The 15,224-nt window shown below is 71.3% G+C and carries 16 protein-coding genes; 11 read left to right on the top strand and 5 right to left on the bottom strand.

Going from position 1 to position 15,224, the window contains the following annotated elements; genetic code table 11:
* The first annotated feature begins 81 nt into the window (after positions 1 to 81).
* On the top strand, positions 82 to 1,791 hold the full coding sequence (gene lysS / locus JI751_RS05245; RefSeq protein ID WP_201934192.1) for a lysine--tRNA ligase: 1,710 nt from the start codon (positions 82 to 84) through the stop codon (positions 1,789 to 1,791).
* A gap of 80 nt (positions 1,792 to 1,871) precedes the next feature.
* On the opposite strand, the gene JI751_RS05240 is transcribed toward lysS, so the two are convergent.
* Complete coding sequence (locus tag JI751_RS05240) at positions 1,872 to 2,336, bottom strand: acyl-CoA thioesterase (RefSeq protein ID WP_201934191.1); 465 nt, start codon at positions 2,334 to 2,336, stop codon at positions 1,872 to 1,874.
* Positions 2,337 to 2,379: 43 nt separating this feature from the next.
* Between JI751_RS05240 and JI751_RS05235 the strand changes: the two genes are divergently transcribed.
* The 4 genes from JI751_RS05235 to JI751_RS05220 all read left to right on the top strand — a co-directional run bounded on the left by JI751_RS05235 (position 2,380) and on the right by JI751_RS05220 (position 6,530).
* Positions 2,380 to 2,799, top strand: coding sequence for a DUF3151 domain-containing protein (locus tag JI751_RS05235; RefSeq protein WP_201934190.1), 420 nt, complete (start codon positions 2,380 to 2,382; stop codon positions 2,797 to 2,799).
* Between the two features lie 87 nt (positions 2,800 to 2,886).
* Positions 2,887 to 3,165, top strand: a complete 279-nt coding sequence (locus JI751_RS05230; RefSeq protein WP_201934189.1) for a DUF3311 domain-containing protein — start codon at positions 2,887 to 2,889, stop codon at positions 3,163 to 3,165.
* Entirely contained in the window at positions 3,162 to 4,877 is a 1,716-nt protein-coding gene (gene mctP / locus JI751_RS05225; RefSeq protein ID WP_236665548.1) for a monocarboxylate uptake permease MctP, read from the top strand. The genes JI751_RS05230 and mctP overlap by 4 nt, the downstream gene beginning before the upstream one ends.
* Positions 4,878 to 5,015: 138 nt before the next feature.
* Positions 5,016 to 6,530: a DHA2 family efflux MFS transporter permease subunit gene (locus JI751_RS05220; RefSeq protein ID WP_201934188.1), complete on the top strand. Its 1,515-nt coding sequence runs from the start codon at positions 5,016 to 5,018 to the stop codon at positions 6,528 to 6,530.
* 105 nt (positions 6,531 to 6,635) lie between these two features.
* Here JI751_RS05220 and fbaA read toward each other — a convergent pair whose 3' ends face one another.
* A complete protein-coding gene (gene fbaA, locus JI751_RS05215; protein ID WP_201934180.1) occupies positions 6,636 to 7,670 on the bottom strand; it encodes a class II fructose-bisphosphate aldolase in 1,035 nt (344 codons plus the stop codon).
* A gap of 159 nt (positions 7,671 to 7,829) precedes the next feature.
* On the opposite strand from fbaA, the gene JI751_RS05210 reads away from it, so the two are divergent.
* From JI751_RS05210 to JI751_RS05195, 4 genes are all read left to right on the top strand, one after another.
* Entirely contained in the window at positions 7,830 to 8,744 is a 915-nt protein-coding gene (locus JI751_RS05210) for a hypothetical protein (protein ID WP_201934177.1), read from the top strand.
* On the top strand, positions 8,741 to 9,235 hold the full coding sequence (locus tag JI751_RS05205) for a SigE family RNA polymerase sigma factor (protein WP_201934175.1): 495 nt from the start codon (positions 8,741 to 8,743) through the stop codon (positions 9,233 to 9,235). Before JI751_RS05210 ends, JI751_RS05205 begins: the two co-directional genes overlap by 4 nt.
* 223 nt (positions 9,236 to 9,458) lie before the next feature.
* Complete coding sequence (locus JI751_RS05200; protein WP_201934174.1) at positions 9,459 to 10,358, top strand: hypothetical protein; 900 nt, start codon at positions 9,459 to 9,461, stop codon at positions 10,356 to 10,358.
* Complete coding sequence (locus JI751_RS05195) at positions 10,358 to 10,864, top strand: SigE family RNA polymerase sigma factor (protein ID WP_201934173.1); 507 nt, start codon at positions 10,358 to 10,360, stop codon at positions 10,862 to 10,864. Before JI751_RS05200 ends, JI751_RS05195 begins: the two co-directional genes overlap by 1 nt.
* Positions 10,865 to 10,926: 62 nt before the next feature.
* On the opposite strand, the gene JI751_RS05190 is transcribed toward JI751_RS05195, so the two are convergent.
* Positions 10,927 to 11,616: a TrmH family RNA methyltransferase gene (locus JI751_RS05190; RefSeq protein WP_201934172.1), complete on the bottom strand. Its 690-nt coding sequence runs from the start codon at positions 11,614 to 11,616 to the stop codon at positions 10,927 to 10,929.
* Between the two features lie 37 nt (positions 11,617 to 11,653).
* On the opposite strand from JI751_RS05190, the gene JI751_RS05185 reads away from it, so the two are divergent.
* Positions 11,654 to 12,409 (top strand): DedA family protein, encoded by a 756-nt coding sequence (locus JI751_RS05185; RefSeq protein ID WP_307813849.1) that lies wholly within the window; start codon positions 11,654 to 11,656, stop codon positions 12,407 to 12,409.
* A 79-nt stretch (positions 12,410 to 12,488) separates the two neighbouring features.
* Here the strand turns inward: JI751_RS05185 and pyrE are convergent, their stop codons facing one another.
* Positions 12,489 to 13,031 (bottom strand): orotate phosphoribosyltransferase, encoded by a 543-nt coding sequence (gene pyrE, locus JI751_RS05180; RefSeq protein WP_201934171.1) that lies wholly within the window; start codon positions 13,029 to 13,031, stop codon positions 12,489 to 12,491.
* Between the two features lie 39 nt (positions 13,032 to 13,070).
* Between pyrE and JI751_RS05175 the strand changes: the two genes are divergently transcribed.
* On the top strand, positions 13,071 to 14,255 hold the full coding sequence (locus JI751_RS05175) for a pyridoxal phosphate-dependent aminotransferase (protein WP_201934170.1): 1,185 nt from the start codon (positions 13,071 to 13,073) through the stop codon (positions 14,253 to 14,255).
* 81 nt (positions 14,256 to 14,336) lie between these two features.
* Here the strand turns inward: JI751_RS05175 and JI751_RS05170 are convergent, their stop codons facing one another.
* The gene (locus JI751_RS05170; RefSeq protein WP_201934167.1) at positions 14,337 to 15,215 is read right to left on the bottom strand and encodes an MFS transporter; all 879 of its coding nucleotides are present in this window, start codon (positions 15,213 to 15,215) and stop codon (positions 14,337 to 14,339) included.
* Between the last annotated feature and the right edge of the window lie 9 nt (positions 15,216 to 15,224).

Genomic DNA, 15,224 nt, shown 5'->3' with positions numbered 1-15,224 from the left:
GGCTCCGGCGCCCCTCCTCGCTCCGACGCCGGCTCACGGCCCCGGGGATCGCGCCCGACTGCCACCGATAGCCTTGCCCGCATGGCACGAGGTGGACAGAAGAGCAAGGGCGACCCGGTCGACTGGGTGACGCGCGCGGCGGACGACGCCGTACGCCACGCGGGCGAGGGCAACCTGGTCACCGTCGCCTCCGGCGCCTCCCCGAGCGGGCCGATCCACCTCGGCAACCTGCGCGAGTTCATCACCCCGCACTTCGTCGCCGAGGAGCTGCGCCGCCGCGGGGTGCCGGTGCGCCACCTGCACTCGTGGGACGACTTCGACCGCTTCCGCAAGGTGCCCGCGGGCGTGCCCGCGTCGTGGGCCGAGCACATCGGGCGCCCGCTGACCGCCGTGCCCGACCCGTGGGAGTGCCACGGCTCCTGGGCCGACCACTTCAAGGCCCCGCTCCAGGAGTCGCTGCGCGAGCTCGGCGTCGAGATGGAGGAGGTCTCGCAGACGGAGATGTACACCTCCGGCGCCTACCGCGAGCAGGTCCTGCTCGCCGTCTCGCGCCGCGACGACATCGAGGCCGTCCTCGCGAAGCACCGCACCAAGAAGGTCGCCCCCGCCGAGGACGCCTCGGAGCAGGAGGCCGCCGACCTGGCCGACTCCGTCGCCAACGAGGACGACGACGCCCCCTCCGGAGGCGACGCGATCACCCGCTTCCCCTACCGCCCCTACTGCCGCCAGTGCGGGCGCGACACCGTCACCACGACGGCGTACGACGACGACACCACGACGCTGAGCTACACCTGCTCGTCCTGCGGCTTCGAGGGCACCACCGACCTGTCGACCGACACCGACGGCAAGCTCGTCTGGAAGGTCGACTGGCCGATGCGGTGGGCCTACGAGTCGGTGAACTTCGAGCCGGCCGGCCGCGACCACATGACGCCCGGCTCGTCCTACACGGTCGGCACCGAGATCGCGCCGTCGATCTTCGACTGGCGCGCTCCCGCCCGGGTCATCTACGCCTTCGTCGGCTTCGCGGGCGTGCAGAAGATGTCGTCGTCGGCCGGCGGCGTGCCCACCGCGACCGACGCCCTGCGCATCCTCGAGTCGCCGATGCTGCGCTGGCTCTACGTCCGCCGGGCGCCGACGCAGGCCTTCGACATCGACTTCGGACCGACCGTCGTACGCCTCTACGACGAGTGGGACGCGCTGGGCCGCAAGGCCGCCGACCCGGAGAAGTCCGACGTCGCCACGCTGGCCTGGCACCGCGCCGCCGAGACCTCGGCCGGCCCCCTGCCCTCGCCCGAGGTGGCCGTCCCGTTCCGGCTGCTGTCGTCGGTCGCCGACGTGACCGCCGGCTCTGCCGAGCACATCTCCCGCATCGTCGAGTCCTCGGGCTACCCGCACGGCTCGACCGCCGACCTCGAGCCGCGCCTGTCGAAGGCGATGCAGTGGACGGCCGAGCACGTGCCGGCGGCGGAGCGTACGACAGTGCGGGACACGCCCGACGCCGACCGTCTGGCCGCGCTGTCGGAGGACGAGGAGCTGTGGCTGCGGATCTTCCTCGACCGGCTGCCGACGGAGCCCGACCTCGACGCGGTGACCTCCGTCGTCTACGGCGTGCCCAAGGTCGCCCGCGGCCTCGGCTTCGAGGACGCCCCGACCGACCAGGTGAAGGCCGACCAGAAGGACTTCTTCCGGCTGCTCTACCACCTCCTCGTCAGCGCCGACCGCGGCCCGCGCCTGCCCACGCTGGTGCTGGCGCTCGGGCCGGAGAAGGTGCGTCGGCTTCTCGGCGCCTGACCAACGCAGGCAGCTCGCCGCGTGGTCGGTGCGGCGCGAGCGTGGGCGGACCCTGCCGACCCGCGAGCTGCCTTCCCGAGTCAGCGCCGGAAGGCCACCGGCTCGCCGAGGTAGCGCTCGAGGTCGGCGCGCACGGACTCGCTGATGGTCCACGCCGACTGGGCGTGGTGGTCCCACAGCACGTTGACGCACTCCCAGACCGCGGCCGGGCCACCGCCCGCCTCGACCCGCAGCTCGGCGGACACGGTGAACGACGAGCGTCCCACCCGCGAGAGCCAGAGCACGGCGACGAACGGCTGGTAGGGCACGAACCGCATCTCGGCGTGGTACTCGATGGTCTGCGAGGCGACGAGCTCGGACACCCCGGCGTCGACACCGTGCAGCAGACCGGTCGCGCCCTCGGGGAGGCCGGGCAGCCGGGCGAACCGCAGGAACTCGTAGCGCGCCTCGTCGAGCACCCGCACGGCCTCGACGTTGTCGACGTGGCCGGCGAGGTTGATGTCGCGGTAGCGCGCCTGGATCTCGGTCGTGAAGGTCTCGCCCATGGCGGCAGTCTCCCGGACGGCGTACGCACCTAGGCTGGGGGGCATGAGCACCTTCGGTGGCGACCTGATGGCCGGCCCTCCCCCCACCCACCTGCCCGCGGACCCGGCGGACGCCGAGCTCGCCGGTGGCGACGCCCCGGCAGCGGTCGTACGCCGTCACCCGGCGTCGCCGGCCGCGTGGGCGGCGCTGGCGCAGCAGGCCCAGGACGCCGGGGCGGATGACGTGACGGTCTACGCCTACTCCCGCGTCGGCTACCACCGCTCGCTCGACATGCTGCGCCGCAACGGGTGGAAGGGCCACGGTCCCGTGCCGTGGGAGCACGAGCCCAACCGCGGCTTCCTGCGCTCCCTCGCGCTCCTCGCCCTGGCGGCGCGCGCGATCGGCGAGACCGAGGAGTGGGAGCGCTGCTCCACCTTCCTGCGCGACTCCAGCGCGGCCGCGGCGGACGAGCTGCTGGGCTGACCGTTCGTCGCGCCAGACCGACCGCTCGTCGCGCAAGCACCGCGCGGATGAGCGTGACCGTCGTCACCGCGTGGTGGTCTGGACCACATGAGTTCGAGCCCTACCCCGTCGCGCCCTGACCAGGGCCCACCCCCGACCGACAAGGGCAAGATGGCCATCGCCGCCGTCCTGCTCGCGATCCCGATCGTCGCGCTCCTCTGGGTGCCGAGCTATGCCAAGGCCGACCCGGAGCTCTTCGGCTTCCCGTTCTTCTTCTGGTACCAGTTCCTCTGGGTCTTCATCTGCTCGGCGCTGACCTGGACGGCCTACAAGCTGACCCTCTCGGCGCGCGGGAAGACCACGCACGAGGCGGGTGAGGAACGATGACGCCGCACCTGACCGTGATGGCTGCCGACGGTGGCATCAACGGAGTCGCCCTGGGCGTGCTGATCGCGCTGTTCCTGCTGGTGTCCGTGGCCGGATTCATGGCCTCGCGCTTCCAGCGGGCGGACTCGCTCGAGTCCCTCGACGAGTGGGGCCTGGGCGGCCGCAAGTTCGGCACCTGGATCACGTGGTTCCTGCTCGGCGGCGACCTCTACACGGCGTACACGTTCGTCGCGGTGCCGGCGGCGATGTTCGCGACCGGCGCGGTGGCCGGCTTCTTCGCCGTCCCCTACACGATCGTGCTCTACCCGATCATCTTCATCTTCATGGCCCGGCTGTGGTCGGTCAGCCACCGCCACGGCTACGTGACGACGGCCGACTTCGTCCGCGGACGCTACGACAGCCGGGGCCTCTCGCTGGCCGTTGCGGTGACCGGCTTCGTGGCGACGATGCCCTACATCGCGCTCCAGCTCGTCGGCATCCAGGCGGTGCTCGAGGTGGCCGGCGTCGGAGGCGGCGACAACATCGTCGCCAAGGACGCTCCCCTCTTCATCGCGTTCGCCGTGCTGGCGGCCTTCACCTACTCGAGCGGCCTGCGTGCCCCCGCGGTGATCGCGTTCGTGAAGGACATCCTGATCTACCTGGTCATCATCGTCGCGGTGATCTACCTGCCCGGGCAGGTAGGCGGCTGGGACAACATCTTCGGCTCCGCGCAGGAGAAGATGGCCACGGTCAACGAGGCCACCGGCAAGCCGACCGGCGCGTTCCTGCCCGGCGTCGGTGCCGGATGGGCGTACGCCACCCTCGCCCTCGGCTCGGCGATGGCGCTGTTCATGTATCCCCACTCGATCACCGCGTCGCTGTCGTCCAGCAGCCGCAACACGATCCGGCGCAACGCCGCGATCCTGCCGGCGTACTCCTTCGTGCTCGGCCTGCTGGCCCTGCTCGGCTGGGTCGCGATCGCGGCCGGCACGACGCCGATCGGCCTCGACGGCGAGCCCAACGCGCAGCTGGTGATCCCGCAGCTGTTCGAGGACATGTTCCCGGCGTGGTTCGCCGGCGTCGCCTTCGCTGCCATCGCCATCGGCGCGCTCGTGCCGGCCGCGATCATGTCGATCGCGGCGGCCAACACGTTCAGCCGCAACATCTACAAGGAGTGGCTCAAGCCCGATGCGACGCCCAAGCAGGAGGCCAAGGTCTCCAAGCTGATGTCGCTGCTGGTGAAGGCGTTCGCGCTGGTCTTCGTGCTGACGCTCGACAAGCAGAACGCGATCAACTTCCAGCTGCTCGGCGGGATCTGGATCCTCCAGACCTTCCCCGCGGTCGTGTTCAGCCTCTTCACCCGGTGGTTCCACCGCTGGGCGCTGCTCGCCGGCTGGGCGGTCAGCATGGTCTACGGCACCGTCGAGGCCTACCAGGTGATCAACCCGGTGACCGGCAAGCACTTCGGCGGCTCGCTCGGGCTGATCCCGGGGCTGGACCAGATGGGCTACATCGCGATGACGGCGTTCGTCATCAACCTCGTCATCGCCGTCGTCCTGAGCGCGATCTTCAACGCCATGAAGGTCTCCAACGGCAGCGACGAGACGATCCCGTTCGACTACTTCGCCGACGCGGACGACCCGCGCGTGCAGAAGGACCTCGCCGAGCACGGGACGCACGACGAGGCCTACGGAGACCCGGACGACATCCCGGGCAACGCACCGGCGCGCTGATCCATCGCTGGTTGAGGTGCGAGGGCGCCTGCGCCCGAGCCTCGAAACCTGACTGGTTTCGAGGCTCGCTGCGCTCGCACCTCAACCAGCGAACACGGCGGAGGAATCGATGTCGGACGGCGGGTGTTCACTTGATCCGTGACCGCAGCAGCGCAGCAGACCGCCACCGAGACGCCCACGCCGACCGAGCCGTGGCCCGCCCTCTGGGCGCTGTGCATCGGCTTCTTCATGATCCTGGTCGACACCACGATCGTGACGGTGGCGACGCCGGCGATCATCGAGGACCTGCAGGCCGGGGTCAACGAGGTCGTCTGGGTGACCAGCGCCTACCTGCTCGCCTACGCCGTGCCCGTGCTGATCACCGGCCGGCTCGGTGACCGCTTCGGCCCGAAGAACCTCTACCTCGTCGGGCTCACCGTCTTCACCCTGGCCTCCCTCGCGTGCGGGCTGACCACGACGATCGAGGGCCTGATCGCAGCACGCGTCGCGCAGGGCCTCGGCGCCTCGATGATGACGCCGCAGACGATGGCGGTGATCACCCGCATCTTCCCGATCGAGCGGCGCGGCTCGGCGATGGCGCTGTGGGGTGCGACCGCGGGCGTCGCCACGCTCGTCGGCCCGATCCTCGGCGGCGTGCTGGTCGACAGCCTCGGCTGGGAGTGGATCTTCTTCGTCAACGTGCCCGTGGGGGTCGTCGCCTTCGCGCTGGCCTGGCGACTCGTGCCGCGCCTCGACACCAACGACCACCGCTTCGACTGGCTGGGCGTGGCGCTGAGCGGTGCCGGCATGTTCCTGCTGGTCTTCGGCATCCAGGAGGGCGAGCAGTACGACTGGTCGACGATCACCGGCCCGATCACCGTCTGGAGCCTGATCATCGCGGGCCTGGTCGTGATGGGTCTCTTCGTCCTGTGGCAGGCGCGCAACCGCCAGGAGCCGCTGGTCCCGCTGAGCCTGTTCCGCGACCGCAACTTCTCGGTGTCCAACCTGGCCATCACGACGGTGTCCTTCGCCTTCACCGCGATGGGCTTCCCGCTGATGCTGTGGGCCCAGCTCGTGCGCGGCTACTCCCCCACCCAGGCCGGGCTGCTGCTCGCGCCGATGGCGATCACCTCGATCCTCGCCGCGCCCGTCGCGGGCCGACTCACCGACAAGGTGCACCCGCGCGTGCTGACCCTGGCGGGCTTCGCCGGTCTGGCCGCCTCGCTGCTCCTGCTTGCCCTGGTGCTCGCGCCCGACACCCCGCTGTGGCAGCTGATCGCGGTCTTCGCGCTCGTCGGCCTCGGCAGCTCGTTCCTCTGGGGACCGCTCGCCACGACCGCCAACCGCAACCTCCCGCCCCAGCGCGCCGGCGCCGGTTCCGGCGTCTACAACGCCACCCGCCAGGTCGGCGCCGTCCTCGGCTCGGCCGCGATCGCCGTGCTGATCGATGCCCGGCTGGCCGCCAACGGCCTGACCTTCTCGCCGACCGAGGCGTCCGGCGGCTCGTCGCTGCCCGCCCAGGTGGCCGGGCCCTTCACCGACGCCATGTCGCAGGCGCTCCTGCTGCTGCCGTTCGTCCTGGTGCTCGGACTGGTCGCGGTGCTCTTCTTCGAGCGCCCGCAGCACTTCGCCCCGGCCCCGGCCGCCGAGCCCGCAGCGGCCGCCGGGCACTGAGTCGTCGTACGGTCGGGGGCGCGCCACCCAGGACACGCCAGCGAGCGGTGGTCCGGCCACATTGTCCGCGTGGGAATTACGGGTGGACCACCGCTCGAAGGTCGATCAGCTGGAGAGCGAGGTCCCGGCGGAGCGCAGGTTCTCGCAGGCCTCGACGATGCGCTCGGCCATGCCGGCCTCGGCCGCCTTGCCCCAGGCGCGCGGGTCGTAGAGCTTCTTGTTGCCGACCTCGCCGTCGACCTTCAGCACGCCGTCGTAGTTGGCGAGCATGTGGCCGGCGACGGGACGCGTGAAGGCGTACTGGGTGTCGGTGTCGACGTTCATCTTCACGACGCCGAAGTCGACGGCGTCACTGATCTCCTGCGCGGTCGAGCCCGAGCCGCCGTGGAAGACCAGGTCGAAGGGACGCGCGTCGGAGCCCAGGCCGAGCTCGGAGGCTGCCGCCTCCTGCGCGAGCTTGAGGATCTCCGGGCGGAGCTTGACGTTGCCCGGCTTGTAGACGCCGTGGACGTTGCCGAAGGTCAGCGCCGTCATGTAGCGGCCGCGCTCGCCGGCACCGAGCGCCTTGATCGTGGCGATGGCGTCCTCGGGGGTCGTGTAGAGCTGGTCGTTGATCTCGTTGGCGACACCGTCCTCCTCGCCGCCGACGACGCCCACCTCGATCTCCAGGATGATGTGGGCAGCCGCGCACTTGGCGAGCAGCTCCTCGGCGATCTGGAGGTTCTCGTCCATCGGCACGGCCGAGCCGTCCCACATGTGCGACTGGAAGAGCGGCGCCTCGCCCCGCGCGACGCGCTCGGCGGAGATGTCGAGCAGCGGGCGGACGAAGCCGTCGAGCTTGTCCTTGGGGCAGTGGTCGGTGTGCAGCGCGATGTTGACCGGGTAGTTCTTCGCGACCTCGGCGGCGTAGGCCGCGAACGCGACGGAACCGGTGACCATGTCCTTGATCGACGGGCCGGAGAGGTACTCCGCGCCGCCGGTCGAGACCTGGATGATGCCGTCGGAGCCGGCGTCGGCAAACCCCTTGAGCGCGGCGTTGAGGGTCTGGGACGACGAGACGTTGATGGCCGGGTAGGCGAAGGACTTCTCCTTCGCGGCGTCCAGCATCTGCGCGTAGACCTCGGGGGTGGCGATGGGCATCGGGGTTCTCCTCGGAAGCGATCAGGAAAGGCGTTGCCAACCCTAGTGGCTACCCGCCAGTCGCTTCTGCGCCGCAAATCCGTCTCAGCACGTGACAACCGACGCGGGACGCGCTCCGTGTGGACCGGTGCAAGACTCACTGCGGGGGAAGGACCGGACATGGGCACCGAGATCGACTGGCAGCGCGAGCTGGACAGCTCGTTCGGGACCGGGCAGGACCAGCCGCCCGGGCACTACGTCGCGACGGGACGCGCGGCCGTACGACGCCGGCGTGCCGCGTCGTTCGCGATCGTCGCGTCGATGGTGGTCGGCGCCGGCGCCGCCTGGGCGAGCGGCCCGGGAAGCGCGCCGCGCGGCGATGCACCGGTGGCGACACAGGGTGCGTCCCCCACCGCCGACGCCCGGCCGACGATGTCGGCGAAGGAGGCACGACGCAAGCGGCTCGAGCGGATGCGCGACGCGGCTCGTGACTCCCTCGAGACGATGGGCAGCCCGGGAGTGCTGACCTATTCCGGCTTGGTGCTGGCGCCGGGCGCAGGCCCGGTCCTCGAGCGGGTACCGAACCCGATGGGCTACGCCGAGGACGAGGGCCGCTCCCTCGGCGTCCGGCTGATGGTGGACGGCCGGGAGCAGTACGCGCTGCTCACGGCCTACCCGAACCAGGGCGCGTCGGCGACGAACGTGCAGAGGACGGGTGACTTCGAGGGCTGGTTGGCCCAGGCGGTGCGGAGCCAGCACACCCTCGACGTCGCCAACGGGGTGACGCCGTCGAGCGGTGACACCAGTGACCAGGCCTGGCTGGTGCTCGACGGGGCCGGGAACGTCTCGTCGGCCCGCCCGGGCATCGTGGTCGTCGAGCAACGCACCGACGTCGACCTCGGCGAGAGCTTCTCGATGGACGCCACCGCCGCGGGCGTCGTACGACTCCTCGTCGATGGCCGCTCCGAGTTCGCCGCCTACCGCGTGATCGGCGGCACGCTCGACGTCGTCCCGGCCGGGGGCACCTTCGACTCGATGAGCGCCTTCATCGAGTGGGCCCGCGAGCAGTACGCGTCCGGGTCGGGCATGCGATGAGGGGCACGGACCGCGACGCGGCCTTCTCGGAGTTCGTGGCCGCGCGCCAGACGCACCTGCGCCGGATCGCGTACGCCCTGTGCGGGGACTGGCACCGAGCCGACGACCTGCTCCAGACGGCGCTGACCAAGCTCTACGTCGCGTGGCCGCGGATCCGGCACGAGGGCGGCGAGGAGGCCTACTGCCGCCAGATCATGGTGCGCGCCAACATCGACGAGTCCCGCCGGCCGTGGCGCCGCGAGCGGCCGACCGACCGACTGCCGGAGCGGGGTGCGGACGGGCCGACACCGGTCGAGGAGAGGTCGGCGCTCTTCGACGCCCTCCAGGCGCTGCCCGAGCAGCAGCGCAAGGTCGTCGTCCTGCGCCACTGGCTCGGCCTCTCGGTCAGGGAGACCGCGACCGAGCTCGGGATCAACGAGGGCACGGTCAAGAGCCACAGCAGCCGCGGCCTCGCCGCCCTGGAGCAGGTGCTCGCCCCGCAGCGCCGCTGACGCGGAGGTGGGGGTGCGAACTGCACCCCCACGGATGAAGAACGTGCCCCTGTCCGCGACATACGGTCTGGCCTTGCGGCAGCACGCCTGCCTCGCGCAGCGGCCCGGGACCGTGTGGGGACGCCCCGGACCGCTGCGCGACCCACCTCGTGATGACAACCGATCCACGTCGGCGACGTACTCACCCGTGACAGCATCAGTCAGCACGCAACGGGGAGACGTCATGGACCTCAAGGACCGCTTCGACCAGGCCACCTCGGGTGGTCCGTCCCACCCGCCGCTCGAGGAGCGGCTCCACCATGGTCGGCGTGCCGCGGGTCGCCGCACCGCCGGACGGGCGCTCGGCGGGATCGTCGTCGCCGCCACGGTCGCGACCGGCGTGGCGACCCTCTCGACGGGCCAGGAGGACCGCGCAACGGATCGTCCGGCTCCCGCGGTCTCCTCGCCGACGCCCGCGCCGGCGCTGGACATCCCCGTGACCGCCTCGATGGAGAACTGGGAGCCGGAGGAGTGGGCGCGGATGAACCCGCGCACAGCAGAGCTCACGGTCCGCCGCGGCGTCACGGCGACGAACATGGTCGACCCGGCCATCCGTGGCTTCACGTCGGTGGCGCTCGACCTGACCCGCGACGGCCAGCGACGCTACGTGCTGCTGGTGCGCAGGCAGGGCATCGTCAGCGTCAGCTGGGACGCGCCCGCCGGGCGCACGCTGCGAGAGTTCGTCGCGGACGAGCAGGACCCCATGGACTCCCTGCCGATCGCGACGGTCCGCGGAACCCTCGACGCTTCCCTTCCGCTCGTCGGCTACCGGGACGGCGAGCTCTACACGGTGGGAGGCGCGGAGATCGTCCGCGTGGTCGAGGATCCGATCGAGGGCTTCTGCGCGCCCAACGCCACCGCCGCCGTGGAGCTGCTCCACGAGGGCGTGACCTACTTCGCGGTCCTCGGGGACGGGAACTGCGGATCCTCGTTCAGCAAGCTCGGGGACGTCGCGTCGCTCGAGGCGATCGTGGCCAGGCGCCGTGCGAACATCGACTGGGCGGCGGACGCACAGGGGGAGCGCCAGCGGAAGGAGCTCGAGCGCGAGGTGGCGGAGAAGCGCGAGCAGTCGGACCGCCGGTGATGGCACGCGCACGCCGGCACGAGGCCGCGTTCAGCGACTACGTGGTGGCCAGCCAGGACCGGCTGCGCCGGGTGGCGTACGCGCTGTGCGGCGACTGGCACCTGGCCGACGACCTCCTCCAGGAGGCGTTCACCAAGCTCTACCTGGCCTGGCCCCGGCTCAGCGCCGACCGCGACCCCGACGGCTACGTCCGCACCACGCTCGTACGGACCAGCATCGACGCGCACCGACGGCGCCAGCGACGGGTGCGCACCGTGGCGCTCGGCGCGGGGCAGGACCCCGCGGCCGCGGCGGACACCCCGCTCGAGGAGCGCGACGCCCTCATCACCGCGCTCCAGGAGCTGCCCGAGCAGCAGCGCAAGGTCGTGGTGCTGCGGCACTGGCTCGGGTTGTCGGTGCGCGAGACCGCCGCCGAGCTCGGCATCAACGAGGGCACGGTCAAGAGCCACAGCAGTCGCGGGCTGGCATCCCTCGAGAGGGTGCTGGCGCCGCAGCGGCACGGGTGAGCCCCGATCCAGCGATCGACGCCGGCGCGCAGCGGGCGAGAGATCGGTGGATCGGGGCCGGGTCAGCCGCGCCAGGCACCCGCGTCGCCGAGGTCGGCGTACGCCCTGATCCAGCTGTGCATCGCGATCGCGGCCGCCGAGCTGGCGTTGATCGACCGGGTCGAGCCGAACTGCGCGATCGAGAAGGTGCCGTCGCACACCTCGCGCGCCTGCTCGGAGAGCCCCGGGCCCTCCTGGCCGAAGAGGAAGCAGACGTCGCGCGGCAGCTCCATCGTCTCGAGGTGCTCCGAGCCGGGCAGGTTGTCGATGCCGAGCAGCCGAACCGGTGTCGACAGTCCGTGGAGGTACGTCGCGAGGCTCGCGGCGTCGGCGTGGTGGCGGACGTGCTGGTAGCGGTCGGTCACCATCGCGCCGCGCTTGTTCCAGCGTCGGTTGCCGACGATGTGCACCTCGGCGGCGAGGAACGCGTTGGCGGTGCGCACGATCGTGCCGATGTTGAAGTCGTGCTGCCAGTTCTCGATCGCGACGTGGAAGCCGTGCCGCCTCGTGTCCAGGTCGGCGACGATCGCGTCGAGGGTCCAGTAGCGGTAGCGGTCGACGACGTTGCGCCGGTCACCGTCGCGCAGCAGCTCGGGGTCCCACGTCTCGCCCTCGGGCCACGGACCCTCCCACGGACCGACGCCCACCTCGGGGCGCCCGTGCGGCATGGGGTCGTAGGGCGCCCGGGCGGCGTCGTACGCGTCCTCGTGCATGCGAGAACAGTAGGCAGTGCTGGTTAGGGTGACGCGCGTGAGCGTCCCCGACCTGTCCAGCCTGCCTGGTCTCGCAGTCACCCCGCTGCTGCTGGGCATCGACTGGATGGACCCGAACTACCTGCTCGACCGCTTCGGTACGGAGCTCTTCTGGATCAGCATGCTGATCGTCTTCGTGGAGTGCGGGCTGTTCTTCCCGATCCTCCCCGGTGACACGCTGCTGTTCGCGCTGGGCCTCTTCATCGTCACCGGACAGCTCGACCTCTTCCCGGGGCCGCCGTTCGTCGAGCTGCTCATCGCGATGGCGTTCCTCACCGTGGCCGCCTTCCTCGGCAACGTCGTCGGCTACGAGATCGGACGCAAGATCGGGCCACCGCTCTACGAGCGCGACGGCCGGATCATCAAGCGCAAGTACTTCGACCAGACCACGGCGTTCTTCGACCGGCACGGCAACAAGGCTCTCGTGATCGGGCGGTTCGTGCCGTTCGTCCGGACCTACATCACCGTCGTGGCCGGCGTGACGCGCATGGACCGGGCCCGCTTCTTCCTCTGGAGCCTCGTCGGGGCCGTGCTGTGGGTCCTGTCGATCACGCTGCTCGGCTACTTCCTCGGCGACGCGTTCCCCACGCTCGGCGAGAGCATCGACAAGCTCGTCATCGTCATCGTCGCCTTCTCCCTCATCCCGATCGTCGTCGAGTGGTGGCGCCACCGCCGCACGGATGCGCCCGGCGCGGAGATCGGCGAGCACGACGGCGGACCCGACCGCGACATCACCGGCCGCGACCTGGACTGACCGGGCCGTCCCGTTGGTCGAGGAGGGACGAAGTCCCGTCACGAGACCCGGGTTTCGTGACGGTCGCTGCGCGACCTCCTCAACCGGCGGTTGCCGAGGCGGCGTCGAGCTGGGCGCGGGTGAGGACGGACCTGACCTCGAGCCCGACGTCGGCGAGCGGGTTCTCGTCGGCGGGCGAGCGGTCGATCGCGCAGACGACGACCTCGACGACGGCACCGAGCTCGCGGAGCGCGTTGGTCGCGTCACGCACGGCCCCGCCGGTGGTGATGACGTCCTCGATGATGGTGATCCGGCGTCCGGCGACGTCGGGGCCCTCGGCGAGCTTGGCGGTGCCGTACTCCTTGGCCTTCTTGCGCACGAAGAGGGCAGGCAGGCCCGTGCGCGAGCTGACCATCGTCGCGATCGGGATGCCGCCGAGCTCGAGGCCGCCGAGCAGCTCCGTGCCCTCGGCCAGGAGGTCGACCATCTGCGCCGCCACCCGGTCCAGCAGCGCCGGCTGGGCCTCGAAGAGGTACTTGTCGAAGTAGGTGTCGGCGACCTGCCCCGAGCGGAGGGTGAACTCGCCGGTGAGGCGGCAGGTGGCGTCGATGTCGGCGGCGAGGGCGTCGTCAGCGTGGGTCACGCGACCGACCCTAGCCACGTCGCTGGGTAGCGTGTCGGCGTGCCCACCGCCGAACCGACCAGCAAGCCGCTCGCCGCCCGCCTGGCCCACATCCCGCCGACCGTCTTCAGCGAGATGTCGGCGCTGGCGGTGCGGACCGGTGCGCTCAACCTCGGCCAGGGCTTCCCCGACGTCGACGGCCCGGCCTCGGTGGTCGCTGCCGTCAAGGAGGCGCTGGAGGCGGGTGCCAACCAGTACGCACCCGGCATCGGCGTCCCCGCCCTGCGGGCGGCGATCGCCCGGCACCAGCAGCGCCACTACGGCCTCGAGATCGACCCGGACCGCGAGGTCGTCGTCACCACCGGGTGCACCGAGGCCGTCGCTGCCGCCCTCCTCGGCCTCGTCGACCCGGGCGACGAGGTCGTCGTGCTGGAGCCCTACTACGACTCGTACGTCGCCATGCTCGACATGTGCGGCGCGAGGCGTCGCCCGGTGACGCTGCGGGCACCTGACTTCAGGCCGGACCCCGACGAGCTGCGGGCCGCGATCACCGACCGCACGAAGCTCGTCCTGCTCAACACGCCGCACAACCCGACGGGCACCGTGCTGACGCGCGAGGAGCTGCAGCTCGTCGCCGACCTCGCGATCGAGCACGACGTCCTGGTGGTGACCGACGAGGTCTACGAGCACCTCGTCTTCGACGACCGCGCACACGTCCCGATCGCCACCCTGCCGGGGATGTGGGAGCGGACGCTGACGCTGTCGAGCGCCGGCAAGTCCTACTCCTTCACCGGCTGGAAGGTCGGCTGGGCCACCGGTCCGGCACCGCTGGTGCGGGCCGTGCTGGCCGCCAAGCAGTGGCTGACCTTCACGTCGGGATCACCGCTGCAGCCGGCGGTCGCGCACGCCCTCGACCACGAGCCGGACTGGCCGACCGAGCTGGCGCGCGACCTGCAGGCGCGGCGCGACCTGCTGTGCGACGGGCTCGCCGCGGCCGGCCTCGAGCCGCGCGTGCCGGAGGGCACCTACTTCGCGACCACCGACGTGTCGCACCTCGGCTGGGCCGACGGCCGCGAGCTGTGCCTCGCCCTGCCCGAGCGCGCCGGGGTCGTCGCCATCCCGACGCAGGGCTTCTACGACGACGCCGAGGCCGGTCGCCAGCTCGTCCGCTGGGCCTTCTGCAAGCAGCCCGACGTCATCGCGGAGGGCGTACGACGTCTCGCCGCGGCGGACCTCAGCCGCTAGGTCGCGTCCCTCGACTGACGATAACGAAGCGCGGCGCCCGCAGGGCGGCGCGCAGGAGGCCATGGAGTCGAGGGACGCGGCCTAACGACCCGGGTAGTCCTTCGGCGGGTGGTCGGAGCCGCCCTCGCCCTGGGCGGGAGGCTGGCCGTAGGGGTTCTCGCTCGGCGGCGGCTGCTGGGCCGACGGATCGGGCTGACCGTAGGGGTTGTCGCTGGACGGGTAGGTCGGAGCTGCCGGGTACTGCTGGCCGGTCGGCGCCTGGCCGTAGGGGTCGCCGTACGGGTTCGGGGCGCCCTGCTGACCCGGGCTCGGGTACTGCTGGGTGTAGCCGCCGTAGCCGCCCGGCTGCGCGGGGAGCTGCTTGAACCACGCGCTGGCTCCGCCGGCGAACAGCATCACGATCACTGCCACCGCGGCGATGAGCCACACGGCGGAGATCACGCTGGTGATGCTCAGCAGGGAGAGTAGGGCCGTCACCGAGCACGAGATGACGAGCAGGATGCGGGCGACGTTGGAGCGCTTGAGCACGAAGACCGCGAGCACGACGGCGATCAGCGACCACACGAGGAAGCCGAGCATCACCGCGACCAGGACGCCCACCGCGGCGTCAGCGTCGATGTTGGCGTCCTGGAACTCCGGGACCCGCTCCATCTCGGTGATCACCTGGTCGCGCGCGACGATCAGCGCGAGCGTGGCGAAGCCGAAGACGGCCGCGACGATCGCGGACAGCACGATGGTGATCCAGGCGGCCGCGGTCACCGTGCCGGGACGACGGTCACTGGTCGGCTGCCCGTACTGCCCGTAGGCCTGGCCGTACTGCTGGTCGTACTGCTGGCCGTAGGGGCTGGGCGCGTCGCTCGGCGGCTGGCCGTAGGGGCTGGGCTGGCCGTAGGGGTCGGGCTGTCCGGACGGCTGGCCGTAGGGCGTGTGCGTCGGGCCGGGCTCCTGAGGATCACTCATGCCGGTATT

Source organism: Nocardioides baculatus, from assembly GCF_016735675.1.
In the GTDB taxonomy this organism is placed as follows: Bacteria; Actinomycetota; Actinomycetes; order Propionibacteriales; family Nocardioidaceae; genus Nocardioides; species Nocardioides baculatus.
This window is presented reverse-complemented; position numbering and strand designations above follow the sequence as displayed.

Coding starts and splice junctions, on each gene's coding strand:
- JI751_RS05240 (WP_201934191.1), bottom strand. CDS start 2,336: ATGGGCGAGACCTTCACGACCGAGATCCAGGCGCGCTACCGCGACATC.
- lysS (WP_201934192.1), top strand. CDS start 82: ATGGCACGAGGTGGACAGAAGAGCAAGGGCGACCCGGTCGACTGGGTG.
- fbaA (WP_201934180.1), bottom strand. CDS start 7,670: ATGCCCATCGCCACCCCCGAGGTCTACGCGCAGATGCTGGACGCCGCG.
- JI751_RS05235 (WP_201934190.1), top strand. CDS start 2,380: ATGAGCACCTTCGGTGGCGACCTGATGGCCGGCCCTCCCCCCACCCAC.
- JI751_RS05205 (WP_201934175.1), top strand. CDS start 8,741: ATGAGGGGCACGGACCGCGACGCGGCCTTCTCGGAGTTCGTGGCCGCG.
- JI751_RS05190 (WP_201934172.1), bottom strand. CDS start 11,616: ATGCACGAGGACGCGTACGACGCCGCCCGGGCGCCCTACGACCCCATG.
- JI751_RS05230 (WP_201934189.1), top strand. CDS start 2,887: ATGAGTTCGAGCCCTACCCCGTCGCGCCCTGACCAGGGCCCACCCCCG.
- JI751_RS05210 (WP_201934177.1), top strand. CDS start 7,830: ATGGGCACCGAGATCGACTGGCAGCGCGAGCTGGACAGCTCGTTCGGG.
- JI751_RS05195 (WP_201934173.1), top strand. CDS start 10,358: ATGGCACGCGCACGCCGGCACGAGGCCGCGTTCAGCGACTACGTGGTG.
- mctP (WP_236665548.1), top strand. CDS start 3,162: ATGACGCCGCACCTGACCGTGATGGCTGCCGACGGTGGCATCAACGGA.
- JI751_RS05170 (WP_201934167.1), bottom strand. CDS start 15,215: ATGAGTGATCCTCAGGAGCCCGGCCCGACGCACACGCCCTACGGCCAG.
- JI751_RS05200 (WP_201934174.1), top strand. CDS start 9,459: ATGGACCTCAAGGACCGCTTCGACCAGGCCACCTCGGGTGGTCCGTCC.